Annotated in this window: 26 protein-coding genes and 1 tRNA gene; 16 read left to right on the top strand and 11 right to left on the bottom strand. The window is 42.9% G+C overall.

The features are described from left to right. Positions 1-27: 27 nt before the first annotated feature. A complete protein-coding gene (locus ADH67_RS12270) occupies positions 28-2,013 on the top strand; it encodes an FAD-dependent oxidoreductase (protein ID WP_066592548.1) in 1,986 nt (661 codons plus the stop codon). Positions 2,014-2,028: 15 nt separating this feature from the next. Continuing rightward, positions 2,029-3,825: a [FeFe] hydrogenase, group A gene (locus tag ADH67_RS12275; RefSeq protein ID WP_066592542.1), complete on the top strand. Its 1,797-nt coding sequence runs from the start codon at positions 2,029-2,031 to the stop codon at positions 3,823-3,825. A gap of 73 nt (positions 3,826-3,898) precedes the next feature. Here ADH67_RS12275 and ADH67_RS12280 read toward each other — a convergent pair whose 3' ends face one another. Continuing rightward, positions 3,899-5,026 carry a hypothetical protein gene (locus ADH67_RS12280; protein ID WP_236578501.1) on the bottom strand — a complete coding sequence of 376 codons (1,128 nt, stop codon included), beginning with the start codon at positions 5,024-5,026 and terminating at the stop codon, positions 3,899-3,901. Positions 5,027-5,179: 153 nt separating this feature from the next. Here ADH67_RS12280 and ADH67_RS12285 point away from each other — a divergent pair, with 153 nt between their 5' ends. The 4 genes from ADH67_RS12285 to ADH67_RS12300 all read left to right on the top strand — a co-directional run bounded on the left by ADH67_RS12285 (position 5,180) and on the right by ADH67_RS12300 (position 8,750). Next, on the top strand, positions 5,180-5,440 hold the full coding sequence (locus ADH67_RS12285) for a heavy-metal-associated domain-containing protein (protein WP_066595744.1): 261 nt from the start codon (positions 5,180-5,182) through the stop codon (positions 5,438-5,440). 54 nt (positions 5,441-5,494) lie between these two features. Continuing rightward, a complete protein-coding gene (queC, locus tag ADH67_RS12290; protein ID WP_066592541.1) occupies positions 5,495-6,190 on the top strand; it encodes a 7-cyano-7-deazaguanine synthase QueC in 696 nt (231 codons plus the stop codon). Between the two features lie 98 nt (positions 6,191-6,288). Continuing rightward, complete coding sequence (locus tag ADH67_RS12295) at positions 6,289-7,848, top strand: FGGY-family carbohydrate kinase (protein ID WP_066592539.1); 1,560 nt, start codon at positions 6,289-6,291, stop codon at positions 7,846-7,848. 110 nt (positions 7,849-7,958) lie between these two features. After that, positions 7,959-8,750 (top strand): enoyl-ACP reductase FabI, encoded by a 792-nt coding sequence (locus ADH67_RS12300; RefSeq protein WP_066592531.1) that lies wholly within the window; start codon positions 7,959-7,961, stop codon positions 8,748-8,750. 76 nt (positions 8,751-8,826) lie between these two features. On the opposite strand, the gene ADH67_RS12305 is transcribed toward ADH67_RS12300, so the two are convergent. The 4 genes from ADH67_RS12305 to putP form a co-directional block, all read right to left on the bottom strand. Beyond that, the gene (locus tag ADH67_RS12305; RefSeq protein WP_066592529.1) at positions 8,827-9,411 is read right to left on the bottom strand and encodes a LysE family transporter; all 585 of its coding nucleotides are present in this window, start codon (positions 9,409-9,411) and stop codon (positions 8,827-8,829) included. 466 nt (positions 9,412-9,877) lie between these two features. Beyond that, positions 9,878-9,968, bottom strand: a tRNA-Ser gene (locus tag ADH67_RS12310). An 85-nt stretch (positions 9,969-10,053) separates the two neighbouring features. Continuing rightward, positions 10,054-10,290: a hypothetical protein gene (locus ADH67_RS12315; RefSeq protein WP_089275764.1), complete on the bottom strand. Its 237-nt coding sequence runs from the start codon at positions 10,288-10,290 to the stop codon at positions 10,054-10,056. A gap of 165 nt (positions 10,291-10,455) precedes the next feature. Continuing rightward, entirely contained in the window at positions 10,456-11,949 is a 1,494-nt protein-coding gene (putP, locus tag ADH67_RS12320; protein ID WP_066592527.1) for a sodium/proline symporter PutP, read from the bottom strand. Positions 11,950-12,065: 116 nt separating this feature from the next. Here putP and ADH67_RS12325 point away from each other — a divergent pair, with 116 nt between their 5' ends. Beyond that, positions 12,066-13,577 carry an aldehyde dehydrogenase family protein gene (locus ADH67_RS12325; protein ID WP_084081465.1) on the top strand — a complete coding sequence of 504 codons (1,512 nt, stop codon included), beginning with the start codon at positions 12,066-12,068 and terminating at the stop codon, positions 13,575-13,577. Between the two features lie 68 nt (positions 13,578-13,645). On the opposite strand, the gene moaA is transcribed toward ADH67_RS12325, so the two are convergent. After that, positions 13,646-14,752: a GTP 3',8-cyclase MoaA gene (gene moaA, locus ADH67_RS12330; RefSeq protein ID WP_066592526.1), complete on the bottom strand. Its 1,107-nt coding sequence runs from the start codon at positions 14,750-14,752 to the stop codon at positions 13,646-13,648. A gap of 225 nt (positions 14,753-14,977) precedes the next feature. Between moaA and ADH67_RS12335 the strand changes: the two genes are divergently transcribed. The 4 genes from ADH67_RS12335 to ADH67_RS12350 all read left to right on the top strand — a co-directional run bounded on the left by ADH67_RS12335 (position 14,978) and on the right by ADH67_RS12350 (position 17,929). Then, on the top strand, positions 14,978-16,183 hold the full coding sequence (locus tag ADH67_RS12335) for a M20 metallopeptidase family protein (RefSeq protein WP_066592518.1): 1,206 nt from the start codon (positions 14,978-14,980) through the stop codon (positions 16,181-16,183). Positions 16,184-16,228: 45 nt separating this feature from the next. Continuing rightward, positions 16,229-17,029 carry a thymidylate synthase gene (thyA, locus tag ADH67_RS12340; protein WP_066592515.1) on the top strand — a complete coding sequence of 267 codons (801 nt, stop codon included), beginning with the start codon at positions 16,229-16,231 and terminating at the stop codon, positions 17,027-17,029. A 27-nt stretch (positions 17,030-17,056) separates the two neighbouring features. Then, positions 17,057-17,545 carry a dihydrofolate reductase gene (locus tag ADH67_RS12345; RefSeq protein WP_066592513.1) on the top strand — a complete coding sequence of 163 codons (489 nt, stop codon included), beginning with the start codon at positions 17,057-17,059 and terminating at the stop codon, positions 17,543-17,545. Positions 17,546-17,647: 102 nt separating this feature from the next. Continuing rightward, the gene (locus tag ADH67_RS12350) at positions 17,648-17,929 is read left to right on the top strand and encodes a 4Fe-4S ferredoxin (protein WP_066592511.1); all 282 of its coding nucleotides are present in this window, start codon (positions 17,648-17,650) and stop codon (positions 17,927-17,929) included. Here ADH67_RS12350 and ADH67_RS12355 read toward each other — a convergent pair. From ADH67_RS12355 to tnpA, 3 genes are all read right to left on the bottom strand, one after another. Continuing rightward, a complete protein-coding gene (locus ADH67_RS12355; protein ID WP_066592508.1) occupies positions 17,926-18,759 on the bottom strand; it encodes a hypothetical protein in 834 nt (277 codons plus the stop codon). The genes ADH67_RS12350 and ADH67_RS12355 overlap by 4 nt on opposite strands. Before the next feature lie 21 nt (positions 18,760-18,780). Next, positions 18,781-19,359 carry a hypothetical protein gene (locus tag ADH67_RS12360; protein WP_066592506.1) on the bottom strand — a complete coding sequence of 193 codons (579 nt, stop codon included), beginning with the start codon at positions 19,357-19,359 and terminating at the stop codon, positions 18,781-18,783. A gap of 175 nt (positions 19,360-19,534) precedes the next feature. Continuing rightward, positions 19,535-19,909, bottom strand: coding sequence for an IS200/IS605 family transposase (tnpA, locus tag ADH67_RS12365; RefSeq protein WP_236578499.1), 375 nt, complete (start codon positions 19,907-19,909; stop codon positions 19,535-19,537). An 81-nt stretch (positions 19,910-19,990) separates the two neighbouring features. Here tnpA and ADH67_RS12370 point away from each other — a divergent pair, with 81 nt between their 5' ends. The 3 genes from ADH67_RS12370 to ADH67_RS12375 all read left to right on the top strand — a co-directional run bounded on the left by ADH67_RS12370 (position 19,991) and on the right by ADH67_RS12375 (position 21,773). Next, positions 19,991-20,869: an RNA-guided endonuclease InsQ/TnpB family protein gene (locus ADH67_RS12370; RefSeq protein WP_236578497.1), complete on the top strand. Its 879-nt coding sequence runs from the start codon at positions 19,991-19,993 to the stop codon at positions 20,867-20,869. Between the two features lie 41 nt (positions 20,870-20,910). Beyond that, the gene (locus ADH67_RS13560) at positions 20,911-21,186 is read left to right on the top strand and encodes a transposase (protein WP_236578495.1); all 276 of its coding nucleotides are present in this window, start codon (positions 20,911-20,913) and stop codon (positions 21,184-21,186) included. Between the two features lie 131 nt (positions 21,187-21,317). Next, entirely contained in the window at positions 21,318-21,773 is a 456-nt protein-coding gene (locus ADH67_RS12375) for a hypothetical protein (protein ID WP_066592499.1), read from the top strand. Between the two features lie 137 nt (positions 21,774-21,910). Here ADH67_RS12375 and ADH67_RS12380 read toward each other — a convergent pair whose 3' ends face one another. Together ADH67_RS12380 and ADH67_RS12385 are read right to left on the bottom strand one after the other, a co-directional pair. Beyond that, complete coding sequence (locus tag ADH67_RS12380) at positions 21,911-22,249, bottom strand: cytochrome c3 family protein (RefSeq protein WP_084081463.1); 339 nt, start codon at positions 22,247-22,249, stop codon at positions 21,911-21,913. Positions 22,250-22,264: 15 nt separating this feature from the next. Beyond that, positions 22,265-23,755 (bottom strand): FAD-dependent oxidoreductase, encoded by a 1,491-nt coding sequence (locus ADH67_RS12385; RefSeq protein WP_066592495.1) that lies wholly within the window; start codon positions 23,753-23,755, stop codon positions 22,265-22,267. A gap of 288 nt (positions 23,756-24,043) precedes the next feature. Between ADH67_RS12385 and ADH67_RS12390 the strand changes: the two genes are divergently transcribed. Both ADH67_RS12390 and ADH67_RS12395 read left to right on the top strand, forming a co-directional pair. Continuing rightward, on the top strand, positions 24,044-25,783 hold the full coding sequence (locus tag ADH67_RS12390; RefSeq protein ID WP_066592493.1) for a sensor histidine kinase: 1,740 nt from the start codon (positions 24,044-24,046) through the stop codon (positions 25,781-25,783). Continuing rightward, positions 25,780-26,391, top strand: a complete 612-nt coding sequence (locus ADH67_RS12395) for a response regulator transcription factor (protein ID WP_236578493.1) — start codon at positions 25,780-25,782, stop codon at positions 26,389-26,391. Before ADH67_RS12390 ends, ADH67_RS12395 begins: the two co-directional genes overlap by 4 nt. Positions 26,392-26,671: the final 280 nt, after the last annotated feature.

The following is a 26,671-nucleotide window of genomic DNA, read 5'->3' on the forward strand; positions in this document are numbered from 1 at the left end:
TGAAAACACATCCTCATCGGCTAAGTTATGAAGACATGTTACGGTTTTTGGGACGGCGAGCCATTTGATTTACGCAATGCGAGTTTAGAAGAGCTGCCGGCGACCCTTAATATTGAGGAGCTCGAATTTTTTGACGGCTCTAATCCTGTAGATGCGTTTGTTTCCCATAGAGGCTTCATTATTTTCAACCCCGAAGTCTCCTTGATTAAGGTTCTGAGAGATTACTGGGAAAAGGCCTCCGAGAATTCTTGCGGCAAGTGTACTCCTTGCAGAAACGGAACCGCACTCGTTTATGACTTATTAAAGAAGGCCTCTGGAGATAAACATAGTCTTTCAGAGAAAGACTGGAAGCTCATCGAAGAGGTTTGCACACTGATGGTTGAAAGCAGCTTCTGCGGAGTAGGTCAGACCGTTCCGGTTTCTCTCATCGGAGCTCTAAAATTTTTCCCTGAAGATCTAAAAAAGAACGTAGCCTACACATCAGCTGATCAATATTCCGTTGTTACGGCGCCTTGTATCGAAGCATGCCCTGCGAAGGTTAATATTCCCAGATATATTGACTACATTAAGGAGTCCAGGTCGGATTTAGCCACCGGAGTTCTTTTAAGAAACTATCCGCTAGTCGGATCGTGCGGACGCGTATGTGTTCATTTCTGTGAGTCTGCATGCAGAAGAAGGAAGCTTGAGGGCCCCGTCGATATTAAAAATCTGAAGCGCTACGCAGCTGATTCTCTTGGTGAGTCCGTAGATCATCTCTTCAAACCAAGGCGCTCCCCGCAAAATAAACCTAAAGTAGCGGTTATTGGTGCGGGTGGGGCAGGAATTACCTGTGCTTACCACTTGCTTCTTGCCGGTTATCCGGTTGATATTATCGAAAGCAAAGATAGGGCAGGCGGAATGGCCTTAACAGGTATTCCGCAGTATCGCCTTCCTAAGGATTTGCTCTCCAGCGAAACAAGTAAAGTTATCGAAAATCTCGGAGGACGTGTTCTTTTCGAAAGAGAGTTTGGAAAGGATTTTTCGATAGATGATTTATTCAGCGACGGATATAAAGCAATATTTCTCGGTGTTGGATGTGCTAAGGGTACGAAACTCGGTTTTCCAGAAGACGAAGGGAAAATTGTCGGCTATACCGACGGAATTGATTTTCTGCGTCAAGTCGAAAAATCAGTCTCTAAAGAAAGACCTCTTCATTATGAGGGAGACACTGTAATTGTCGGTTGCGGAAACGTAGCTATGGACTGTTGCAGAACGGCAGTCAGAATCAGCTCGGGCAAAGTCTCTGTCGTATACAGAAGAACGGAACAACTATCTCCGGCCGATCCTGTCGAACTTCATGAAGCTCATCAAGAAGGCGTTTCTTTTCATTGGCTGACAGCGCAAAAACAGTTGGTTATAGAAAACGGCAAGGTAACAGGTTTACTTTGCTGCAAACTAAAGGTAGAGGGAGATCCGAATTCCAGAAAATCAAAACTGACTGAAATTGAAGGGTCTGAGTTTGTTATTCCTTGTTCAAGGGTTATTGCCGCTATCGGGCAAAAACTCGAAAAAGAATTATTTGTCGGCGCAGATAAGCTTGAATTAGGTAAACGAGATTCTATTATTGCTGTCAATGAGAATTTAGAAACTTCAAGGAAGGGAGTATTTGCAGGCGGCGACTGTGCAGTTGGCCCGCGCTCTCTTATTGAAGCTATGGCCCAGGGAGAAAAAGCAGCTCAGCGAATTCAAGAGTATCTGGAAGGCGAAAAATTCTCCTTTGATAAGAGACAAAGGGTGAGCGACATGATTAAGTCAGCGGGTCTATTTGATGATGCTGCTGAATGCAAGCCAGTAATTTCCACTTCCCGCACAGTAATTCCGGAATTGGAACCTTTAAACAGAACGGATAATTTTGAAGAAGTTGAGTTGGGCCTTACCGACGATCAGGCAAAAGAAGAAGCCGAAAGATGCATGCGCTGCTACAGGGTACTTTTGGTTGAAACAGCCAATCCAATTGGAAAAACCGCTAAGTAAAAGAAAGGAAAGATAATGAAAGCATTGATTAATGGGGTTCCTTTTACCTTTACAGAAAAGCTCACAGTATTAGAAGCGGTAAGAAAACTTGGATTTTTTGTTCCGACTCTTTGTGCTTACCCGACACTGGAAAGTACTCCCGGTTCCTGCGGTTTATGCATCGTAAAAATTAAATATCCTGACGGAAGGGAAGTGTTGTCGACCAGCTGCAAGACCGGCTTAGAAGACGGAATGGAAATTCGCACCGATTCTCCTGAAGTACGTCAGGCGCAGAGAAAGCAGTTGGCCCTTTTATTTGCAGACCATGATATGAATTGCATGGGATGCGATAGACATGGGAAGTGTGAACTCTTGGATTTGGCCGAGAAATTGGACTTGAAGAAGGGCATTGCTCCCGGTTCCTATAAGGTAGCGAAGGAAGAAGATTATTCCGACCGGGCTATTTGGCTGGATCCAAACAAATGCATTCGCTGTGAAAGATGCGTTGAAGTTTGCGGCAAAGTTCAAGGTCTCTATGTTTTGACCATGAAAGGTTCCGGCAGGGAGCGAGCAGCCGCGTTAAGAGAAGGTAAACCTTGGGCGTTATCGGATAACTGTGTTCGATGCGGTCAATGCACGGTCGTATGTCCAACCGGAGCACTTCAGGCTCGTGATCAAGTGGATGTTGCCAATGATTATTTGACGGATCCGGGAATTTATACCGTATTTCAATTTGCTCCGGCCGTGAGAGCTACTTTGGGAGAAGAATTCGGATTTCCGGCCGGTGTGAACGTTGAGAGAAAAATCGTAGAAGCTTTGAAAAAAGCCGGAGCCGATTGCGTTCTGGATACTAATTTCTCCGCCGATGTGGTTATTATGGAAGAAGGGACGGAACTGCTGAATCGCCTTAATGATAAAAATGCGGTTCTTCCAATGTTTACCTCCTGCTGTCCTGCGTGGATTAACTTTGTTGAACTGCATAAGCCCGAGCTGATTCCTCATATTTCAACTACCCGTTCTCCGCAGGCGGTAATGGGTTCTTTAATCAAGAGTTGGCTTCCGGAAAAAAAAGGTATTCCAAAAGAGAAAATCCGTTCTATTTCCATTATGCCCTGTACGGCCAAGAAGGATGAAGCGGCAAGACAAGCACTAGCCAAAGACGCAGTTCCCGATGTGGATTTGGTTTTAACCGTAAGAGAATTTGCCAAACTTCTGAAAGGAAAAGGCATTGATCTTAGAAAACTGGAAGGCCAAGATTTTGATACTCCGTTTATGAGTAAAGGAAGCGGAGCGGCGGTAATTTTCGGCAAAACTGCGGGGGTGGCAGAAGCTGCGGCAAGAACCGTTTATTACGTATTGACCGGTAAAAATGTGAATTCTATTCAGTTCAAAACGAGCGAGCATCCTCACGTGGAACAGGAGCTGACCATTGACTTGGGTGAGGGAAAATCTCCGTTAAGAATCGGCGTGGTTCATGGCTTGGCTAACGCAGACTATATTGCGGATGAAGTTCTCAGCGGAAAAAGTCCCTTTGATTTTATAGAAGTAATGTCTTGTCCCGGCGGCTGCATCAATGGCGGAGGAACGCCGAGAGAGGCCGGAGATTATCATCCGTTTAACTTGGAACGTACTAAAGTTCTGACTACCATCGATGAGGAACATTCTTTAAGACAGTCTCATAACAATCCGATGGTTAAAGAGCTGTACAAAGAGTATTTGGGAGAGCCGAATTCTCATTTGGCTCACGAACTTCTTCATACGGAATACCAAGATCGGAAAAGTGGTAAGAAGCTAAGAGCGGAAGATATTTGGAAAGAAATTACTCTCTGTTAGTCAAAACTAATCGGCCCGAGAAACGAAGCTCGGGCCAAATTCTCTGTGTGTCTCTTAATCCAGAGAAAGCAGACTAGTCTTGTTGAAGCTGCCTGGTAACTGCGGTGAATTGTTCACCGAAACCTACATCGTAAAGCGCGGCCGGACTTGGCATCTCAAATTCAAAGATTCTCGTTAAATCTTGTTCCGAGTTTTTCATCAGCAGAGAAAGGTCGGCTCCTGCCTTCATGGTGAAGAACGTGTTCAAGGAAATATCGTAATTTAATTCGGCTTTTTCTTTGAGTTCGAGCAAATCTTTAGCCCTTGTATTCAAGTGCTTTGTATAGAACTTTGCAACCTCAATAATTTGTTCATTGATGAGGCAATTCTTATTCAAAATATCTTTTTGCTCTTGAGTAATTCTGGAGTGGCCCAGTTTAGATTCTGCTGAGCGAATCTGTTTAGCTGCATTTTTCTCTATGCCGCTGACACGGGGCAAGTAAAACTTTTCAATTTTAAGTAATGCCCGGTCGATGGCTTCAATATAAAGACGGCAACACATCATATAAAAGCCAGCATAGCTCTTTGAAAGCTCGGGAGTCGCACCCTCGGACTTTAATTGAGAATCCATTTTTTGGAAAATTAAGCGAATGGAGTCAGCCGTGGCCATAATCGCAGCCACATCTTCACCGTCAGCCGTATTTATCAAACCCTCAAGCTGGGCTTTATTAAGTTTTACGCCTCTTGCTTTTAATTTTTCCAGGGAAGAATCAATTAAAGCCTGATTTTGTTTCTCATCGGCAGCATTCTTAACTTTATTTCGTTCGATCTTTTCTTTGAGCTGAGGAACGGAAGCGTTCAAAGGATTCCAAGACCTTTTAGGACTGCCGATAAGATCTTTTTCCCATTCGATAATTTCTTTTTTACGAGCGGCTATTTTTCGATGATTGTTCTGGATCTGAGCGACCATGCACATGATATCGGTCGAAAAGATTTCCCGCAGGCAGTCATTAACGACCCTGCGGACAGCCGGTTCTTGGTAAACGTATTTACGAACGAGAGAACGTCCTTCAGGGTGAGCTTCCTGAGCAATAAGCTCAATGCCTCTTTCCAAGTGAGGACGCATATTTGACCAGGTTTTCTCAAAAGTTTGAGATCGTATTACCGTCCTCTCAAAAGCGTAGCAGAGGGGATAAGAGATAAACATACGAAACGAAATCATTTGCTATTCATTCAAACTAATAGAAAACTAAAGGTCTTCACACCAATGCTTATGCGGTGTGATTATGCAAATGATAACTTAATAGTTACTGAATTGTTGAAAAACGAAAGGCAAATTTTTATAATTGAGCATGATAATTATTCTCAATTAATCATGATAGAAACGACACTTAAAGTTGAAGGCATGGCCTGTCTTATGTGCGAATCGCATTTGAAAGATGTGATTAGAAATATTTGTCCGGATGCCAAGATCAATGCGTCTTATAAGAAAGCCGAGATCAAGATCATCAGCAAGAGCGAGCCCGATATGAGACGAATAAAGGCTGAAATAGAGAAGACCGGCTATAGCTTCCTAGGCGGTCATTCTGAACCGTATTCGAAGAAAGGATTTTTTGCTTCCTTGTTTGGAAAGTAAGCCGCAGGCGGAAGAAGGACTAAAATCAGCCCAATTACGGTTTGAGGAGTAAAGATGAAAGCGCTAGTCCTTTCCAGCGGAGGAGCAGATAGTACAGTTTGTGTCGCACTTGCCGTTGAAAAACTTGGCAGAGAAAATGTAGCGACGGTTTCTTTTGAATACGGACAAAAGCACGATAGAGAACTTATCTGTGCACAGAAGATTGCAGATTTTTATTCGTTAAAGCATTTTGTTCTCAGCCTTGAAAACATTCTCAAATTCAGTGACTGCTCTCTTTTGAAAAACAGCACTCAAGCAATCGAACATAAAAGCTATGCCGATCAAATTGCTGAAAAAGGGGAAGGTAAGGTTTCGACTTACGTTCCTTTTAGGAACGGTTTAATGCTTTCTTCGGCTGCTGCTTTAGCGCAGTCAATTTACCCGGAAGAAGATTGTGAGATTTGGATTGGAGCTCATGCAGATGATGCGGCCGGACAAGCCTATGCCGATTGTTCTTCCGAATTTACCCAAGCGATGAACCAAGCAATTTCCATTGGAACCTATGGATTAGTCAAGCTTGCTGCTCCTTTAGTGAAGTTCAACAAAGCGCGTGTTATCAAAGAAGGATTAAGGCTGAAGGTTCCTTTCGAACTTACTTGGTCCTGTTACGAAGGACATGAAAAGGCCTGCGGAAAATGCGGAACTTGTATTGATCGTTTGAATGCGTTTGAAGAAAACGGGGTAAAAGATCCGATTCCATATGAAGAATAACAGCACAATGAGTGATTGTCCTTAGCCGTTGCCTTGTATGTCCTGAGGCCGTAGAAAAAAGGCTCGGCTATATAATAGAAAGAAAACGGAGCAATCTTATGGGAAATCTATATCTCGGTTTTGACGCCGGTACACAGAGCGTCAAAGTTTCTGTCTATGACGAAAAATTAGAGTGTCTTACCTCACAAAGTCTTCCGACCAGTTTCCGATATCCTAACCCCGGTTGGGTAGAGATGGATTTGGATGATTTCTTGGGAGTCACTCTTAAATGCATTAAACGCTGCGCAGAAGATTTAAAAGAGATCGGCCGAGATCCCAAAGATATTGTTTCGATTATGGGCGACGGCGTTATCTGCGGTATCGCCGGTGTAAATGCCGAAGGGAAGGCTATCACACCTTATATTAACTATCTCGATAGCCGTACTCAAGACGACGTGGAGTACATTAATAAAAAGGATCTTTCCATTTGGGGCAAAGAGACGGGCAACCCTGTTGCTTCCTGTATGTTCCCGGCTATGTTTGCACGTTGGCTTCTTAAACACAATACCAAGTTCCAAGAACAAGGTGTTAAGTTTGTCCATAACTGCCCGTATATTCTGATGAACCTTGCCGGATTAAAAGGAAAAGACGCCTTTATCGATTGGGGAGCAATGTCTGGCTGGGGCCTTGGCTACAAGGTCATGGAAAAAGAATGGTCTGATGAACAGCTGGCTATCTTGGGTATTGATAAGCGTTATATGCCCAGAATTCTTAAGCCGTGGGATATTGTCGGAGGCTTAACAAAAGAGATTGCCGAATACACAGGTCTTCGTGAAGGAACAAAGATTTGTGCGGGAGCCGGCGATACCATGCAGTCCATGATTGGATGCGGTAATTTCGAGCCAGGAAAAGGCGTAGACGTTGCGGGTACCTGCGCTATGTTTTGTGTTTCGACTACCGGCATCGTGCCTGAGCTAAGCAAAAAAGGGAACAATCTTATCTTTAACAGCGGTTCTCTTCCTAACACTTATTTTTACTGGGGATTCATCAGAACCGGCGGCTTGGCCTTGAGATGGTTCAAAGATTCTGTATGCCATAAAGCCGACGATGCTCTTTATTACACAGATCTTAGTGCCAGAGCTGAAAAAGTTCCGGCAGGCAGCAACGGTGTTCTTTTCCTCCCCTATCTGACAGGCGGCCAGGACGAGACGCAAAAGAAGAGCAGCTGCTTCTTGGGCTTGACCCTTGATGATGATCAGGCTATTATGTGGCGCTCCGTCCTTGAATCCATTGGCTATGATTACATGGAAATCACAGATATCTATAGAAAGGCCGGCGTGGATTTGAACCGAATCACGGTAACTGAGGGCGGCAGCCGAGACTCTCTATGGAATCAGATCAAATCAGACATGTTGGACAGCGAAGTCGTCCGTTATAAAAATAAGGGCGGCGCCGTTGTGACAAACTGTCTCTTTGCTGCTTATGCTGTAGGTGATTTCAAAGACATTATTCCTAATTTACGGAAGGTTTTAGTCGTTGATAAAGAATATGCACCGAGGAAGGAAATGACTTCCCTGTACCGCAGACTTCATTCTTTCCAAAAAGATTTGATTAAGAACGATATGCCGGAAGCCTTTAAACGGTTGTGGGAAATTAAGAAGATAGTCAAAGAAGGCTAATTCGAAAGTTATTGTATTTGGGCCGAGCTATTTCGATACCTCGGTCTTTTCTATTGGTAGAATTCCGCCTAGGCAACGTTCAGCCTAAGCTAAATTATTTGAATTGCATTATGAAATTACTTGAAGGCAAAAGAATACTTATTACAGGCATCTCTTCTCAACGTTCTATTTCCTATGGGATAGCCAAGGTTTGTTTTGAAGAGGGTGCACAACTGACGCTTACTTACAACAATGAGAGATTTAAGGACAGAGTTCAAGGTTTTGCCAATGATTTCAATGCAGGTGAAGTTATCAAGATGGATGTGACTTCCGATGATTCCATTGACGCAGCTGCTTCTGTTCTTAAAGAAAAATGGTCTGAAGGTTTTGACGGATTTGTTCATTCTATTGCTTGGGCGCCTCGGGAATGCATTGAAGGCAGTTTTTTGGAAGGCATTTCCAGAGAAGGTTTCCTTCAGGCTATGAATGTTTCAGTTTATTCCTATGCGGCTTTAGCAAAAGCATTTAGTCCGCTTCTTAGAGAGAGAGCCTCCATTATCACAATGAGCTATCTCGGTGCCGAGAAGATTGTGCCGAACTACAACACAATGGCCATCTGCAAGTCTGCGTTGGAATCCGTTACCCGCTACATTGCTGCCGATCTTGGAGAAAGAGGTATCCGGGCCAACAGCATTTCATGCGGACCAATTAAAACTCTGGCAGCCAGCGGTATTAAAGATTTCGGACTTTTGATGAAACTGGCCAAGGATTTGAGCCTGTTAAGAAGCTTAGTTAGCACGGAAGAAGTTGGTAATTTAGCCGCATTCCTTCTGTCGGAAAAATCTTTTGGCATAACGGCTGAGACCGTTTACATTGACGGCGGCTTTAATAAGGTTGCCGGACGTCTTCTGAAGGACGAATGACCCTACAGTTAGCTCTCTCACAGGAAAACCTCCGTCCGAAAGGACGGAGAGGTTTTACAAGATCTTGGCTTTTCCCTTAAATCCAAAGCGAGCCTGCACAAAAAAGCAAAGAAAGAGCCAGGACCGCATTCACCGGGCGTGTGTATTTAGAGAAGAGGTGAGCAAAGGCGGATCCAAAAGCTGACCAGATTAAATTGCAGCCTGAACCCATTGCGGCTAAGAAGAAAGAAAATCCAACCAATATCCACGGATCCGTAAAATGCGGAAGAATAAAGGTCTGCATTGAAACGATGCCGTAGACCATAATCTTGAAGTTGACAAACTGAAGGCAGAATCCGGAGATAAAGGCTTTTTTCTTATCTATTTCAAATGGCTTCAGACTATAAACGGCTTTCAAGATCTTCCACGCCAGCCAAACCAGATAAAGAGTTCCCAAAATTTTCATGAGGCCCATAATTTCCGGGATTAGGCTGTTTAAAGCAGCACATCCAATACAGCAAAGAAGCATTACTGCAAAAAATCCGGTAATAACTCCTAAATTGAACGGCAGCGCTTTAAAGAATCCAACTCTCATTCCCCATGACATTGACATTAAATTGTTTGGTCCAGGCGTGATAGTCGAAGTAAAGCAATAAAAGATAAAAGTCGGAAGAGAAAACATGGGGTCGAGATTTGATTTTAGAAGTTATATGTTGGATTATATGATGAAATAACTTTTTGAATTTGTGAAAATTTCCTAATTATTCTTTTCCGATATTAGTTCCGTAGGTTAGAAATGAGGCAGACTAGATTTTTTGATTTGTCATTCTCCTCAAGTGACGAGGAGATTCCTACAAAATTTTGTATGGACAAACGGGAATTGGCTTTTAAAAAACAAGTAATCTACTTTTCTCTGGGTGATAATTATCTTGTCTGCAATGTGTCTTAGACTGAAATAAGTTGACTCTTTAAGGAGTCAATATGAACAAAGGCAAGGTAGTCAACAAAAAAGTTTTTAAACTAAAGAAATGTCAACCAATTTCAGGAAGGGACACTTTTAATTTTTGGAGAAATGAAACTTTCCTTGATGGGAAAAATGGTGTAAAAATTTTATTTTTCTTTTATTTTTCTTGATTTTATTAGATAGTTGGCGGAAAGAGTGGGATTCGAACCCACGGATGGGGGTTACCCATCGCTGGTTTTCAAGACCAGTGCATTCAACCGCTCTGCCATCTTTCCGCGAGGAGACAGAATTATACCTAATATTCTGCTTCCTGCAAGTCTTAAGTTTCTTTGAGTGTTAAAGTTGCTAAAAATTTCTCGATTATTCTTCAGCGTAGGAGAGTACGGTTGGACTTTCAACATCGACACCATATTCTTTAGCACGAGCAAGGATCGCACGGGCAAGCTTTGGCTTTAAATCGTCCGGACAATATCTGAAATACGCCTCGGCAGCTCTAACATGGGCGGCATCCGGCATTGGATATTCTCTTCTTTCAGGTAAGCCAAAAACAGAATCCGGTAATTCTTTTCTCTCGATAGTATTTAATTTGTCGTCCATAACAATCTCCAATAATAGGTGCATTCAATATAGCCATTTTGTCCGGAAGCAAAAGGTATAGAGACGCAAAGTGAGGAAATAACTTTGAATTAATTAAAAAATGGCAGAAAAAAACTGCCCCTGAAGTTCTTCCAAGAGGCAGTTGAAAGGCGTACGGAAACTTGATTAATTCAGCTTTTTAGCTTCTTCAAGTTTCTCATGTACATAATCAAAAGTATCACTAACAGATTTTGAAGGTTTGTTTGGATCCAAAAGGCTCACAACGATAATGGTAAGGGCGGAGAAAACGAATCCCGGAACGATTTCGTAAAGATCCCACCAACCACCTTGGTGCCAAACCAAGACTGTAAGAGCACCAACAATGATTCCGCACAGAACTCCGTTTTTAGTGCATTTCTTCCACAAGAGAGAAAGAATAATTGCGGGACCAAAAGCAGCTCCAAATCCGCCCCATGCATAGCTAACTAATGAAAGTACGAGATTGTTCGGATCCAATGCAATCAAAATGGCTACAAGGCTGACGCCGATAACGGTAGCTCTGCCGACCCAAACCAATTCTTTCTGAGAAGCATTATTCCGTATGAAAGCCCTATAGAAGTCTTCGGTTAAAACAGAGGAGCAAACTAAAAGTTGGCAGGAGAGGGTGCTCATCACAGCCGCCAGAATAGCAGAGAGAAGAATGCCTCCAATCCATGGGCTGAATAAAGTAGTGGAGAGAACCATGAAAACTCTTTCATGATTGGCTACAACAGGGGCAGCTACATCGGTATGAGCAGCAAAATAAGCAGCTCCGAAGAATCCGGCTGCAACTGCACCGCCTAGGCAGAAGATAAGCCAAATCATGCTGATGCGGCATGCTTGAGGCATAACTTTGGCATCCTTTGCTGCCATAAAGCGAACCAAAATATGGGGCTGCCCGAAATATCCTAAACCCCAAGCCAGCAGAGAGATTACACCAATGAATGTTTGGCCTTGAAGCATATTCAAATGATTGGCGCTTACCTGAGAAACTTGATTAATGGTGGCTGTCCAACCTCCAAGATCCCACATCACTGCCAACGGTGTAATGATTAGAGCTAAACACATCATCGAAGCTTGAATAGTGTCTGTCCAGCTCACAGCAAGGAAACCGCCTAAGAAGACATAGGCCAAAGTTGCGATCGTACCGAGAATAAGGGCGGTTGAGTACGGCAGATCAAACACCATTTCAAAGAGTCTGGCACTCGCTACCATACCGGATGCAGAGTAGATGGCAAAGAAGAGCAGAATAACAAAAGCCGAGATAATTCGGAGCAATTTGCTCTTGTCTTCAAAGCGATGAGTGAAATAGTCCGGAAGAGTCAGAGCATTGTGGGCAACTTCGGTATAAACGCGAAGCGGTGATGCGACAATTTTCCAGTTAAGATATGTTCCGATGGCCAAACCGATGGCAATCCAAGATTCACAGATACCGGAAAGAAATACCGCACCCGGTAAGCCCATCAAAAGCCATCCGCTCATATCTGAGGCGCCGACCGAGAGGCCCGTGACAATGCTTCCCAATCTTCTCCCGCCTAAGATGTAGTCGTTGAAATTTTTTGTGTAGCGCCACGCAAAAAGGCCTACTGCTACCATGACAATAAGGTAGCCAATAAAAGTTATTGAGGTTGGATTAAACATTTTATTTACGTTTTCAAAATTATCGAAGAAATATTAACAATCGAAAGAGCCTCAAATCGAAAAGCGGACAATAAGTTTAGAATTTAGTCAAGAAAGAAATAGAGTTTTCCCGAAAAATGCAGCCTCAAACAGACACATCAGTCCAAATTCCTCTCATTATTGACCTTGAGGAAGCCGCAGCTACCATGAATGAAGTTTTCATGTCGATGAAGCATTCTGTCTTATTAAAGCCAAATCCGGCTTGGAAAGACAGATTTGTCCGATTAGACAGATTGGAAAATATGATTCTGGAAAACAAGGAAAGGATTGAGACTGCGATTTATACGGATTTTGGATGCAGGGATGCCTTCGTCACGGATATGTTGGATATTTTCCCGACCCTCTCTCAGATCCGATATTTGAAGAAGAATGCCGAAAAATGGATGAAGCCTCGCTCCTTTGTCCCGGATCCGTATTTGCTTCCGGGAAGTGAGGAAGTAATCTTCCACCCTAAGGGGGTCGTTGGAATCATTGCACCTTGGAACTATCCTCTCTTTCTCTCTATTGGTTCAGTTGCGCAGGCATTTGCGGCCGGTAATTTGTGCATGTTGAAGTTGTCTGAGACGACTCCGGTGTTTTCTTCCTTAATAGAAGAACTTGTACAAAAATACTTCATGCCCAACGAACTATATGTAGTCTTGGGCGAAAGCGATATTTCCTCCCGTTTTGCAGAACTTCCTTTTGATCATTTGCTGTTCATCGGCTCAACTCAAGTTGGCAGAAAGGTTGCACAAGCAGCTGCAAAAAATTTGACTCCGGTAACTTTGGAGTTAGGAGGAAAGTCTCCGGCGGTAATCGCTCCCAATTACCCTTTAGATGCGGCTGTAGAGAGGATTATGGTCGGTAAGCTCTTAAATTCCGGCCAGACTTGCATAGCTCCCGATTATGTTCTGATAGAGCGCAGACGCGTTAGAAATTTTGTGGATATTTGCAGAAAAGAAGCAAGAAAACTCTATCCGGCAGGCTTAGCAGATCCTTCCTACACTTCGATCGTCTCTCAAAGCCGATTTGAATCTTTACTCAATCAGCTGCAGGAAGCGTCTCAGACTTCTAAAGTGGAGTCTCTATTTTTGGGAGATCAGTTCGATTTGAAGACGAGAAAGCTTGGACCACAGATAGTTCTCAATCCGCCGCCTGATATCGAAGTAATGAGCGAAGAGATTTTCGGGCCTATTTTGCCGGTCATTGCCTATCCTGATGATGACATAGGGGAGGCGGTTGACTTTATCAATTCCAGACCTCATCCTCTAGCGATGTATTGGTTTGATAACAATAAGAAGAGAGTCAAAAACATCGTCTCCACGGTGCCATGCGGGGGCATAACGGTAAACGATACGATTTTGCATGCGGTCAGTCATAATCTGCCGTTCGGCGGAGTGGGACAGTCCGGAATGGGCCGCTACATGGGAAAAGCAGGCTTCGAAAGCTTTTCCAATCTTAAGTCTGTGTTCTATCAGAGCAAACTGAATTTTGTGGACACATTTAATCCGCCTTATTCTGAAAAAGCCCACACTATTGTGAAATCAATGATCCAAGGGAAGTCCATGCTGTCTATCTTGTTGAAGAAAGATAAGGAACAAGATGAGTAAATGGTAAGTCCGACGCCAAGCCGGACTTGATGAAAAGCTTTTTAATTCAAAGGAGTTAGGCTTTTGAATTAACCACCGATATAAGACATTTCAATCTTATTCTTCTGACGTTCTTTGACGGTTTCAGAAGTTCGAATTTCCGAGTAGTGGTCTTCTCTTGCCGACCAAATACGCCCGATAGCTTCCTCAATCTCTTCATCGGTTGCGCCTCCACGAAGCATCTGGCGAATATCGAACCCTGTAGTAGCAAAAAGACAGTTATAGATTTTCCCGTCAACTGAAAGTCTCATTCGGGAACACTCTTTGCAGAAAGGCTCACTGACGGATGAGATGAAGCCTATTTCTCTGCCGTCATCTTTGAATCTCCAGCGGGTAGCGACTTCTCCTGTGTAGTTCGGATCTAAAGGTTCAACAGGGTAGACTTTGTTGATTTGTTCAACAATAGCTTTGGAAGGAATAACATCATCCATTCTCCAGCCGTTAGTTGCGCCAACGTCCATAAATTCAATGAAACGGACAATGACTTTAGTTCCTTTGAAATACTTAACGATATCTAAAAGCTTGTCGTCATTGACGCTTTTTTTAACGACAACATTTATCTTGATACTCGGGATTCCGGCTTCTTCGGCGGCCTTAATTCCCTCGAGAACTTTTTCGAGAGGAAATCCTACGTCGTTCAGTTTCATGAAGACGTCAGGGTCCATGCTGTCGAGAGAAACGGTAATCCTTTTTAAACCGGCGTCCGCCAATGCCTTTGCTTTTTTTGCTAAGGCCGAGCCGTTGGTTGTAATGGCAACATCTAAATTTTTCCCGTTCCAAGTCTTCAGAGAAGAAAGCTTAGCGACTAAGTTCTCTATGCCTTTTCTTAGCAAAGGCTCTCCGCCTGTCAGACGAATTTTCTCAACGCCGTTTTTAATAAAAATTTTGGCAACTCTCTCTAGCTCTTCAAAAGTCAGAAGTTCGGTGTGAGCCAGAAAGGAATGATCTTTTTCGAATTTCTCTTTAGGCATGCAATATCGACAACGAAAGTTGCATCTGTCCGTGACCGAGATTCGTAAATCGCGTAACGGTCTGCCTCGTCTGTCAACCCAGTGAGAGTCTTTTCTGCTGATAGTTCCGCTTAACGGAATGGTTTTAGACTCAGGCTTAATCGGTATGATTTTGCTTTTTTTCATTAAAAATGATCGCCTAATTGAAGAGACAATTATATTTAGAGCGAGGACTTTTGAAAATACTCCGGTTGGTTGAGAGAAAAGTGAAAAACCTTTTCAGTTTGAGTACGTTTTTATCTTCTTACGCAGGCCTAGCTTTCGTTCCTGTTAGTTATATTCCTCATTTGTACCTTCTCAACTATACTTGCAAAACTTGTATTAAAAAAGAATTCTGAAGGGAGAAAGATAATGAGTGAACCAGTAATGAAAGTTAGTTGTTATCCGGAGATTGTGTCTCTGTACGAAGAATTAAAAGAGCACAGGAGAGATATCCATGCTCATCCGGAATTGGGTTTTGATACGGATCGAACAGCAGAAAAAATTGTAGCTTTCCTAAAAAGGCATGAATTTACTGAAATTGACACTACTACGGTCAAGGGCTCCGTTATAGCTGTCCTAAACGGTACTCAGCCAGGTGTTACCGTGGCTTTGCGTGCAGATATTGATGCTCTTCCAATGCCGGATTCCTCCTCCAATCCATGGAAGAGTACAGTGGAGGGACGGGCTCACACTTGTGGTCACGATGGTCACCAAACGTGGATGCTGGGTACAGCCGCATATCTTTCTGCTCATCGTGATTTTCCTGGACGTGTCGTATTTATTTTCCAACCTGCTGAAGAAATTGGCTTAGGCGCTGCTGCGATTGTTAAGGCGGGTATCTTGGAAAAGTACGATGTCAAAGAAATCTACGGAGGTCACGATGAACCCTTCCTTGATAAAGGAAGCTTCGGTTTTAAAGTAGGACATCTTCAAGCCTCCGCAGATATTTTCTTGGTTGAATATACTGGATTGGGAACTCACGGCGGCAGACCTCACAAGGGGCTCGATCCTCTTCCCGCTATTACTGAGCTTTACAGCGCTTATCAAACGATCGTTTCCAGAAAAGTTGATCCGTTGGAGCCTGCCGTTTTATCCATCTGTTCCATTAATGCAGGCAGAAAAGACAACTTCAACGTTGTCCCGGCAGAAGCAAGCCTGGGAGGAACGGTGAGAACTTTTTCTCCGGCAGTAAGAGACCTCTTGGAAGAAAATATGAAGAGGATGGCCGAAGGGATTGCTCAGGCTCATGGGGTGAAAGTTAATTTCAAATACACCCGACTGATTTCTTCTTTAAATAACGCAGAAGTTTGCACAAAAGCCGGTATTGAAGAAGCACTTAAGCTTGTCGGAGAAGAAAATGTGGTCAAGGACATGACTCCTTTTATGAGCAGTGAAGACTTCAGCTTCTATCAGGAAAAAATCCCGGGCAGTGTTGTCAGAGTAGGCGTCCGAGATGAAAACCACCAGGTTTCCATCCATAATCCGTTATTTGACTTTAATGATGAAGTTTTACCGCTGGCTTCCACTTTGTTTGTAAATATTGTGAAGTCCAGACTCGCAGCTTTATCTAAATAAATTTAAATAGGGGAGCCTTTAGCGGGCTCTCCGGGAGAGCCGAAAATGATCTTTAATCAGTATGAGCAGCTAGAAGATTTTGTTTTTAAGAACGGAGTTCCTAAATCCGATCGCACGGGAACCGGAACAAGATCAGTTTTCGGCTATCAAATGAGGTTTAATCTCGCAGAAGGTTTTCCTCTGGTTACGACCAAGAAGCTTCATCTGCGCTCCATCATTCATGAATTGTTATGGTTCTTGAAAGGAGAGTCCAACATAGCCTATCTGCGTGAGAACAAAGTTACTATTTGGGACGAGTGGGCAGATGAAAACGGTGAGTTAGGTCCGGTCTACGGAGTCCAATGGAGATCTTGGCCGACTGCCGACGGTAAAACAGTGGACCAAATTGCAAATGTCATCCAGCAAATCAAGACGAATCCCGACTCCCGAAGACTAGTCGTTAGTGCTTGGAACGTGGGAGAAGTGCCTAAAATGCATTTGCCTCCGTGTCATATGTTTTTCCAGTTTTACGTTGCTCAAGGGCGCCTGTCCTGTCAGCTTTACCAAAGAAGCTGCGACATTTTCTTGGGTGTTCCTTTTAATATCGCAAGCTATTCCTTATTAACTCATATGGTTGCGCAACAATGTGATTTGAAAGTCGGCGATTTTGTTTGGACCGGAGGAGATTGCCATATTTACGACAATCACATTGAGCAAGTGAAGGAGCAGCTTTCTCGCTCGCCTCGAGAAGCGCCTCAGCTAGTTATCAAGAGAAAGCCGGATTCCATCTTTGACTACAAGTTCGAAGATTTCGAAATCGTCGGCTATGATCCTTATCCCGCTATCAAAGCACCGGTGGCTGTTTAGGAGGAAAACGTGAAGCCCCATATTAGTATGATTGTCGCCAGAAGCCGAAACGGCGTAATAGGTAACCGCGGAATGCTTCCATGGCGTCTTCCTGAAGACCTTAAGTTTTTTAAGCAGACAACCATGGGACTTCCTATCATCATGGGAAGGAAAACTTGGGAATCTATCGGCAGACCTTTGCCGGGAAGAAGAAACGTGGTTATTACGAGCAATCCTTCTTATTCCGCTGAAGGGGTTGAGGTTGTCGGAAGTATCGAGGAAGCTATTAAGCTCTTTTCTTCTAACGACACCGTGATGATTATCGGAGGGGCAAGTATTTATAGGCAAGCGCTTCCATTAGCTGACACTGTCTGGCTTACACAAATTGACCAAGACTTTGACGGCGATGCGTACTTTGATCCTTTGTCTGAGGAAGATTGGAAAATTGTGTGGGAAGAAGAGCATGCCGCTACGGAAAAGCAAACTCTTCCTTATAAATTCATGAGATTAGAGAGAATTAGAAACACCTCGTATTGATTTCAGGTTTCCTTAGTGGTTATTTCTAAAAGAAGAATCTTTTCAAAAGAATAAAATATCCTGTAATCCGTAGATCGGACTGGATTATTTTGAAGGAAGAAAATGGCACTTGAAAAAATGTCGATATTAATCGACAGTGATTTGAAAAAAGACTTCATTAACTGTGTTCTTCGCCATTATGACAATGCCGAAGAAGGTATTTTGGATTTGATCAAGATTTACATCGAAAAAGCAAATTCATCTCCTGCTCAAGCAGAGATCAAGGCAAAAGTACGTGAGACAGTTTTTGAAGGCGACAAAGGCAGCGGTCTTAACAGCAGAGAAATTGAGAAAATCATGCTCAATAAGACTGATGAAGAGATTGAAGCCAATCGTTTAGCCTAATCCATCAAAGAGGCGGCTTTTCTTACCATATTTAAATCGGCTCCGTGGCGCATCAGATCTCGCTCTACGGAGTCCATTGCTTCGTTGAAATTCTCAAATTGTGAGTTGTTCTGCCAGAGAGTAGTGACTTCCTGATTACAAGCTCTAATATCGGCTGTCGTTTGAGGCCCTTCCTCAATTGCAGCTGCCTGACAGCAAGAGTGCGTAGGAAGAAGCTTGGCTGAGACCAGAGCCATATAGGCGAGCATCGCATAAGTCGGCATATTCGGATTTGTTTTATCTTTACCCGAAAGAAAATCCTTGATTCCTTGTTCTATTTCACCAATCTTCACTTTCTGGTAATCCAATCCCGTAATGCAATTATCAAGAATTATTTCGTTTTTCTTTGCGTTGGCTACCTGACAGTAAAAATTTTTCCGTAAAGAGGGATGGGTTTCAGTGTTGTGATCCTCTCCCATTCTGATATTGATAACGAACTTATTATCAGAAGCATCAAAGACAAAAGTGGATTTAGAAGGTGAGTAACGGGACAGGACACCTTCAACAAAGACTTTCTGTCCTTTGTATTTTTGAATAAATTCGGTTGGATTTTTTAAAACGTTTTTAGCCAATGAGCCCGCACTGAAGTAATAGACCTTCGGATTTTCAAAAAGAGTAGACGCACCGGTATTAACAAAGCTCTCGTATTGTTCCCAAGCAAAGGACTTAATGAGGTAGTTTTCTAGGGGAGAAAGCTGGTAGGGAGCAGGGGACGAATAAGAAAAGGAAGACACTGCCAGCAGGGAGGCTGCACAAACCTTCAATATCTTTTTCGTCAGAGACTGCTCCATTTCTCTAGTTCCAATTAAAAATTACCACTTTCTATCGGCAATCTTCATTTGCTGTTCATCAACAAAGTACCAGAAATCTTTTTCATTTAAGGTAACTCTGTGAACCACAAGTCCGGTATCAGCGTCTTTGTATTCAAAGACAACGTTAATCGGCTGATTGCTTAAGAATTGGTTTTCTGCGGTTGCACAAATATTTTCAAAGTTAATGCTCGGCATATCCCACGGATCTTCATCATCCATGTCTAAGAGATTGCCTCTAAAGCGAGGATGGCTCATGAGATATTTCAAAACATCGGCCAAAGCTTCAGTCGGTATGACCCAGAAATGTTCTCCGCCGGTAGATACGAGGTTGTCGAATACATCTTTAACAAAGACCTTTAGATCTGCGTCATCAGGCACAGCGAGCGGATCGTTCATTCCCATCGGATCATTCTGATGGGTGGCATACCATTGTTGTCCTGAGACTTTGAGCGGGCCTTGCATTTTGGCACGCAAATCATCATAAGCCACAAATCCAAGTGCCCAAGGATTAGCATTTCCAACTTCTTTAGCAGCTGCAATTAATTTAGTTAACCATTCTTTTTTTGATAATTGAGCCATATATGTTCCTTCTTTAAATCTACAAATTGGTAAGAGGTTTACCCTCCTACGATATCAGTTTTTACATAAGGTTACTAGGGTGTAAGTTCAGTTTGAGCGATCTTGCTTTATCAGACCGACCCGTAAAACACCGTCCTTTAGGACGGTGATATAAGGGTCGAATATAATAATTTTTTCAGTCAGGCGTATTCTGTTGTTCAATGTACTGTTTGATAATAGAAATAGGTGCACCCCCACAACTTGTAGCAAAATAAGAAGGAGCCCAGAGAGCAGCTGCCCATAATTGACTACGAATGGAGCGATATTTCTTTTTTCTAATAAGACGGCTCAATACTCCTTTCAGAGAATTGACTAAACGAGATATAGAGACTTTAGGTGGGTAAGTAATTAACAAATGAACGTGATATTTTTCGCCATCAAACTCTACTAAGTCAGCTTCAAAATCATTACAAACTGAGGAAAAAATTATTTTCAGTGCGTCCAATATCTGTTTGGTAAATACGTATCGTGGGTACTTAGTGGCAAAGACTAAATGAATATGCAAATTCAAAAGACATTATCTGTCGTATCTGATATTAGTATCTAAGTCCATGAGCAAATTTTAATTTTCCAAGGAAGTCAGGAAACAAAGATGCAGATAAGACGAGCTTTTAGATTTGAATTGTGCCCTAGTGGTGCCCAAGCTCGTTTGATGAGCCAATTTGCGGGTTCCTGTCGCTATGTCTATAACAGAACTTTAGCCACAGAAAAGTCACTTTACGGCACAGATAAAGCACATCGGTTCAACTATGTAGAGTGTGCCAACCGTCTTGTTCTGTGGAAGAAAAAGCACTCTTTTCTGAAAGAGTGTCATTCTCAAGTCCTCCAACAAGCATTGAAAGATTTGGAGAAAGGATACAAGAATTTTTTTGCCAAGAGAGCGAAATTTCCAAGGTTCAAAAAGAAATTTCAGCGCGATTCATTCCGATTCCCGCAGGGATTCATAATAGATGAGGATAAACAAAGGATCTATTTGCCGAAAATAGGGACAGTCGGCTACAGAAAGAGCAGAAGCATCATTGGCAAACCAAAGAACATTACGGTATCTCGAGAAGGTCTAAAGTGGTTTGTTTCCATTCAGACTGAATTTGAAATAGGGCCTAAGCGGATGATTAATTCCGAAATCGGAATTGACATGGGCGTTAAGAAGTTTGTTACTTTTTCGAACGGGACTTTCGTAGAGCCGGTCAATAGCTTGAAAAATAATCTAAAGCAGTTAGCTAAACTGCAAAAGAAATTATCTCGACAACAAAAAGGAAGCAGCAATTCTAAGAAAACCAAAGCCAAAATCACAAAACTGCACAGACGCATAGCAAATATAAGAAGAGACTTTCTGCATAAGATCACGACGACAATAGCCAAAAACCACGGTATTGTGTTCATGGAAGATCTAAAAGTATCGAATATGTCTGCATCGGCGTCAGGAACAGTTGAGCAGCCCGGAAAAAAGTCAGACAGAAAAGCGGTTTAAATCGTTCAATTCTTGACCAAGGATGGTATTCTTTCAAGACAATGTTGGCTTACAAGTTGGAAGAAAGAGGAGGGTTGCTGGGATTGGTTCCTCCGAAAAATACGAGCAGAACTTGTCCGAATTGCGGATATATTTCGACAAAAAACAGACAAACGCAAGCACATTTCGAATGTACCAAATGCGGATACAAAGAAAATGCCGATGTCGTGGGAGCGATAAATGTATTAAGGGCTGGACACGCCCCGTTAGCCTGTGAAATGAACGGTGCAGTAAGGCCGTTGTCAGCAGGAACCCAACGAGACCTTCTACAACAATAGGCTACGGCTGTTGTAGTGGTGGTAGGGAATCCTCTTCGTTCACGAAGAGGAGGATGTCAAGGGTGAAGAAATTCTGAGTTTAGCCCTCTCAAGAAATATAAAATCAAAAAACTTTTAATGGAAAATTATCTATGGTGAAGAAGCTATTTTTAATTGCTGCCTTATTTTCTCAAGCAGCTTTTGCAGGTCAGTACGCTCAGCAGTTAAGTGACTGTGCTTATAACAATCTAAATTCTCAAGATAAAAAGATATTGACTCAGTGGGCATTTGTTTCGTTAGGAAAAACAAAAGCAGCTAAAGAAGTGACTGTGATTCCGGCTCAAAAAATCAAAGACATTGAAGCAAAGGGAAAAGCTGTCATGACAAGCATCGTAACGGAGAGATGCGGGAAAGAAATGGCGAAAGTTGCTCTTTATGAAACAAAAGACGGTTTTAAAGAGGCCGGGTCTGATTTGGCTTTGAGGCTAGCCAAAGACGAGATGGGAAGTAAACTCGATTCTATTTTCCCGAAAATCACAGATCAAGGCAGTTTGAATGTGATGAAGGCCGGGGAAGTGTTGGACGGCTTCTTTAAAAAGATTAGATAAGTCAGAATTGAGAGCTGTTCTTAAGAGTCAAGCCTCCTTGAGACGGCACGGTTAAATTTGAAGGAAATAGAACTCAGATTTAGCGTCCAAAAGAAAAGCCCGGACAAAATATTCCGGGCTTCATGCATCAGAGGCTATTATTTTTTAGCTTCCGGTGCGGCTTTCTTAATTGTGAAATTGTGGCATTCATTGCACATGAGGACTGGCTTAGATTGATTGGCTTTATGACAGTCTTCACAATTTACTTGACCTAAATGGCTCTTATGAGGATTTGGGACAAGGTTTGCAGTTTGCTGACCTAATTTGTCATAGTCACCGTGGCATTGCATGCACTGGTATTTAGTGACATAGCCGTTTTGGCTCTTTGGCCACATGGCTCCGTGGGCTTGCTCTAATGTTTTTGCTTCAGCAGCAAAAGTAACAGACATGCAAGAACCGATTGTTAATGCAAGAGCGGCAATAAGAAGTTTTTTCATGTTATTCCTCACGTATTATTTTGCTTGACTTGCTCTCTGAGCCATTTCTTTACCTGCAATTCTTCCGAAAACGGTAGCAGCGCCTAACTGAGCACCGCCAGCGTAGTTATGGAAGAAGATACCGCCTGCAGAGTTGCCAACTGCATAGAGACCAGGGATAGATTTTCCGTCTAAGTTCTGGATTTCAGCCTTGGCATTGATTAACGGACCACCGAAAGTTGCAGTCATACCGCCGTTCAACGGAATAGCGTAGAAAGGTCCTTTTTCGATGAGGTGCGGTTTCTTGTAGGTGTTGGGAGGTGTAAGTTTGTCAAGGGTGCTGTTCTTGACTGCGTTGTTATAGTCTTCGACGGCTTTTACGATCTTCTTTTCCGGAAGTCCGACTTGCTTAGCAAGAGCTTCAATGGTGTCTGCTTTTCCATACGGGCTGTTTAAGCGATCGAATTTTGCAACCACGCCTTCAAGGACGGGGCAAGTTGAGTCAACGATAACCCATGCCTTATTGTCAAGAGTCTTTTGAGCGGTTGTTCTGGCCTTAATAACATAGGTGTTGTTTTCGTCCATGTAACGGTCACCGCTTGTTGTGACTTGAATGCCATATCCGCTGTTGAGAACGTCGGCCGGGTTAACGTGAGTTTCTTTAACGATAGGACCGGAGTGGAATTGGTCCATGTTAACGAACTTGGTGTACAAAGGCATTGTCAGGGAAATGTTTTCACCAGTGGTAGATTTCGAACCTCTCAAAACCATGCGGGTTGCCCATCCGCCGATATATTTGTCAACCATTTCGGGGTTAGCGGAGAATCCGCCTGTCGCAATGGCTACACCGCCTTTGGACAAGAATTCTTTTTGATCTTCGGGGGTTTGAATCTTGACGCCGGTGACATTCATCTTGTCATCGTGAAGAAGTTCAATACCTTTGTGCTCGAACTTAACTTCAACGCCATTCTTTTGAGCGGCCGCCAACAGTTTCTTAACCAATTGTGCACCGCCTGTGAGGCCTTCACCGTCTACACGGCAAGTACGGCCGAGACGCGGATAAGGCATGGGACGAATTTTTTTGAATTTAACGCCGATATCCTGTTCCAACCAATCGATATCAGCAGGAATGTGGTCGGTATAGACTTTGTTCAAAGCCGGATCGCCCATTTGTTTGGAAACATCCATCATCATGGCGTAGAAGGCTTCAGCGGTATCTTGGATACCTTGTTCTTTCTGATGGCGGGCGCCCCAACCGCAAACGGAGCCCAAAGCAAAGATAGCGTTGCCGTCAGGACGATCTTTCTTTTCGAATACGACGACTTTTTTGGCTCCGGCTTGTTTTGCAGCAATAGCAGTTACGAGACCGGCAGGACCGGCGCCTAAAATGATGGCGTCATAGACTTCTTTTTCATCTTTCTTTGGTTCAGCTGCTTGGCTTGTGCCGGCAAATGTTGCAAGACCGGCGGCTAAGCTTCCCAAGAAAGAAGTTTTGAGCATACCGCGACGCGAAAATTGCTTGGACATTGAATTCTCCTATTTCCGAAAGAATGTTTTGTTTCTCACACCAGTAAGCATTTGCTTAAGGATTGTTAAGAATTCTATCCTCGACCCTATAGGATAAATATCCTAGATCATGTTGAGCTTTCTCTATTAACTTGGAAATTCAGAGTTTTGAAACGTAGAAATCAGAACAATAATGAGATTTGGAAGAGTTAAGCTTTTCAAGCAATCAATCAGTAGTATTGGCAATATCCAAAAGGAAGGCCTTGGTTACAATCAGAAAAAGAGGATAATTTTCTGAGTAATTGTTTGATGAAATTCTTAAAGCCTTGTATTGCACTTACGGTCTTAGTCCTAAGCAGTGCGGTTTATGCGCTTCCGGAAATAACGGTGGCTTCTTTGCCATGGAGCGAAGACACTTTAGGAGTTAAGGCATTAGACAGTACTCTAAGCTATCTTTCTTCCGAGCTTAAAGGGAAGTATGAAATCAAGCATGTTTCTTTACCGGCTGAAGAACTAAAGAAAGCCGTTACCGAAAACAAAGTTGATTATTTTATTTCCAACTCTCTGTTTTACACTTCAGTTTCGGCCTCTTCCGGAGGTCAAACGGCAGCGAGAATTGCAGTTCTATGGAATCCTCGTACCTCTTCTCCAACTTATGGCGAAGGGGCAACTATTGTTGTCAGAAAAGACTCCAATATCCACGCGCTTTCTGATCTGCAAGAAAAATCTCTTTTCGTTCCAAGTCAAAATGACACTTTTACGTATTTAAGTCTTTTAGGAGAGATTGCCAAAAGTGGCCATCAGCCTCGGGAATTCTTCAAATCTGTTGAGTATGGTGACGGTAAGCATAAAACAGTGATTGAGAAAGTCCTCTCAAAAGAGGCTGATATCGGGGTAGTGAGGACGTGTTATTTAGAAGAGCATCCAAATTACGAAGTGGAGAGCCAACTAAGGGTTGTTAACTTAAAAGATTTTCCTGTCATAAACTGCAAGACCAGTACGGATTTGTATTTGGGAACTATTTTTGCAGCAACGGCAGAGGCGGATCCCTATCTTAACCGTTTAATTTTAAAGACTCTCTTGGAAATGCCCGCGGAGAATGGATATATCTGGACGGCAGGGGGAAACCTGTCTGCTTCCCATGCTCTTCTACAAACTTTAAATGCAGAGCAGTACGGCAGTTTGTCTCAAAAGTTCTTTTTTCGGAAACTTCAAGAGCATGCAGATGTTTTAATCCTCTTAGCGTTAATTGTTGCCGGGCTGATTAGTCACTCGATCCGATCTAACTACTTGATCGAAAAACGAACAAAAGAATTAAAAGAGATCCAAAAGACTTTCAACGAAACAACCCAGAAATTGAACAATATGCAGAAGGTTGGTTTGATTGGTTTAATGTCCAGCATGATTGGCCATGAACTCAAACAGCCTCTGACCATCATTATGAATTACCTTCAGGGTCTGAAAGTACAGTCAAAGACAGGAAAGCTTGATGCAAAAAATATTCTGACAGCACTTACACAGATTGAGACGCAGACTGTAAGAGCCAACGCAATTATTCAGCGGGTCAGAAGTTATGCTAAGCAGGAAAAACCTCAGGTTCAGTCGGTCAATTTCAACCAGTTAATTCATAAGGCCGTGACATATTTGAACCAGACGGCCCAACGGCATGTAAAAGTTTCATTAAAACTGCCTAAAAAAGAAGTTGTTGTTCAGGCAGAGCCGACGGATTTAGAACTTTCCGTTTATAACTTGTTGAAAAATGCGGCGGATGCTTGTACCGAAGTTAAAAAGCCGGAAATCACTGTAGAACTAACGGAGGATTCTCGGGTTGAATTAAAGATTTTCGACAATGCTCCGGAGATCGACGAAGAAACTTTCAAAAATTTAGGTACTCTTTTTAAAAGCAGTAAACAGAACGGTCTTGGCCTTGGTCTTGCCATTGTAAAACGGGTGGCGGAGGCAAACGGAGGCCGTTTAGAGTTTCAAAAAGATGAAGCCGGAAGGTTATTCGTCATATTAAGTCTTCCAAAATTTGAGGAACGAAATTGATAAGTCCTTTAGCAAAAATAAGAATCATTGACGATGATCCGGCGATGTTGGAATCCTGGAAATTCCTGTTGAATAGTTTGGGGTGCGATGTCGTTACCTATAACAGTGCCAAAGAGTTTCTGGAAAAAGACGACCCGCATCCGATGGGCTGCATTTTGCTGGATGTAAGAATGCCGGAGATGAGCGGGCTCGAACTTCAGGAACTGTTGAAAGAAACGAAGAATGAACTCCCCATTGTGTTTTGTTCCGGCCACGGCACTATCGATATGGCAGTTTTGGCAGTGAGAAAAGGAGCTGTAGATTTTCTTGAAAAGCCGGTAGAAGTTGAGCGGCTGGTAGAGAGCTTGGAAAGGGCTTGTGAAAAAGATGCCCAAAGAGTAGAGGCTCAAACACTCAGTCTTCGTGAAAAAGAAAAGGTAGACTCTTTAACTCACCGGGAAAAAGAAGTGGCGAAGGCTTTGGCTGACGGCTCTTCTAACCGAGCAGCCGGGCTTAAGCTGGGTATTTCGGAAAAAACCGTTCAAATCCACCGAGGTTCATTATGTAAAAAACTTGGAATTCGATCTCAGGTTGAAATTTCCAAAGTCGTTGAAAAATATCATTTTTAAAAGAATTTGCTGTGCCGAACATCCGGTTTCTTGTAGGCAAATGGTAAGTCCCAGCTTATTGAAGTTTTGCAAGTTTTAATAAAGAAGATAACCACGGACAGGCCACAAAATTAAGATCACTGATATGTCTTAGGTTTGAACTATGCAATTGGGGGAGGGTAAGGACCTGATAGACCAAACTCTTCAGGTTAAGTATCGATATCAGTTCTAGCTAGCTTGGAAGAAATACGCAAAACTAACGTCATACTAGCGGACATGCTAATTGCATTTTATGGAGTTG

Origin of the sequence: Turicimonas muris (assembly GCF_002221595.1) — a bacterium.
In the GTDB taxonomy this organism is placed as follows: Bacteria; Pseudomonadota; Gammaproteobacteria; order Burkholderiales; family Burkholderiaceae_F; genus Turicimonas; species Turicimonas muris.